Genomic DNA, 1,531 nt, shown 5'->3' with positions numbered 1-1,531 from the left:
CAAGCCGGTCCCATGCATCGTTGATGAAGGTGACCATCCGCTTCTCAGGGATTTCGGAGTAAAGCGGCTTGTCGGCTGACAAGCGGCCCAACTCTTCATTGGCGGCGGTGGTGGCGTCGCGCTCCTGAAGCCTCTGGTTTATGCGGTCGTCGATGTTCGCGGAGTTGTGGACAGATGCGAGCATCTGCTTCAACCCGGCGATTTCCTGCCGCAATTCGCTTTCGCCCTGCTGGACGCTCTGGCCGAAGACAGCCGCAATCTTGTCGCGGATGCCGTAGCGGTCGACGATGCTCATCACCGTTTCGACCGGGGCCTGGTCCATGCTCTGCTGGACGTTGAAAAGAGACTCGATCGCCTGTGCCGGCGTGATCACCTTGCCGTCGGCGCCCTTTTTGCCCGTAGCCGCGTCGAAGTATTTGCCGTTGCGGTCGAGGATGTCCTGAATGGGCTTGTAGGCTGATGCGTTCCTGCCCTGGTCGGACAGGCGCTGCTGAAGTTCCTGCTCACGTGCCGCGACGAAGCTGCGAAGCTCAGCCGGGGCTTTCTCCCATGCCTGCTTCACGTTGTCCGCGACGCCGCCCTTGATGCCCTGCCAGTTGGCCGGGAGAGGAACCGGCTCGGCGCCAGGCGTCAGACTTTCGCCGGCTAGTCCCTCTCCACCATCGCCGCCGGAAGCTTGAGGGGCACCCTCGGCAGCAGATTTCTTGGCTGGGTCGGGACTGGCAAACTTGCCGCCGTCCCGCTCGGCGCCGTTGTCGCGCTCGTGCTTGTTCCAGATGGCTTCCAGTGCCGCGTCATCGGCCATAGCCGTCGCGGCATTGTTGTTCACGGCCTCGGCGATGGCGCCGGCTGGCGGGGCATTGTTGGCAAGGCTTTCTGCGACAGCAGTGCTCATCGAAATTCCTCTGACACCTGAAGACCCCGCTTCTTGCAGAAATCGGGGTTGCGAAATTTGCCCTTCGTCGGTGACAGGGATGGCTCGTATTCGACGCAATTGTTGCGCTTCAGATCATCGCGGCGCTCAGAGCGCGACGTGATCATTCGGCCGTCGATCGGCGAGGCGTAGTCCGGGATGTCGGAAATGACGTTCGGCATGACGATCTGGCCAGCGAACGGCTTTTCCATCGGAGCGCCGGTCTGCCGGTCGACGAAGATGCCATCTCGGAAAACGTACCTGGCCAATTTCCTGTCCTGCTTTTCGGGCTGGTACAGGGTGCAAGGGGTCACTGCGCAATTCTAAGCCGCTTGCAATTCAGAGCAGCAGAAGCACCGCGTCGTCGTCGTCAATCATGGCGGCCATCTGCCTGTCGATCACCATGCGGCCAAGACGGCGCTCCAGCGCAGCCGCGTCCGGCAGCTCGATCGGCGGAGCCTGGAAGCCGGCGAGCAGCGCTGCAACAATCTCCGGCGCGAGGGCTGGCCACTCGACTAGTTCGGGTGCGGGCGGCGGCTCGTCGAGGTCGACTATCTTGCCATCGCGGACGTATTTGATCGGCTTGCGATAGTACCCGCCGCCTGGCTTGAACAGCGA

Annotated in this window: 3 protein-coding genes; all 3 read right to left on the bottom strand. The window is 62.2% G+C overall.

All coding sequences use genetic code 11. From position 1 onward, the window contains the following. Positions 1-895: hypothetical protein (locus EN738_RS34195; protein WP_210214106.1), on the bottom strand; the 895-nt coding region annotated here is incomplete at its 3' end. Next, the gene (locus EN738_RS34190) at positions 892-1,182 is read right to left on the bottom strand and encodes a hypothetical protein (protein WP_127287355.1); all 291 of its coding nucleotides are present in this window, start codon (positions 1,180-1,182) and stop codon (positions 892-894) included. The genes EN738_RS34190 and EN738_RS34195, both read right to left, overlap by 4 nt. Before the next feature lie 70 nt (positions 1,183-1,252). After that, the coding region (locus EN738_RS35810) for a hypothetical protein (protein ID WP_189606135.1) at positions 1,253-1,531 on the bottom strand (279 nt) is incomplete at its 5' end.

Source organism: Mesorhizobium sp. M4B.F.Ca.ET.017.02.2.1, assembly GCF_003998955.1.
Lineage (GTDB): Bacteria > Pseudomonadota > Alphaproteobacteria > Rhizobiales > Rhizobiaceae > Mesorhizobium > Mesorhizobium abyssinicae.
Note: the sequence above shows the minus strand (reverse complement) of the source record. Positions and strands in the feature narration are given on the sequence as shown.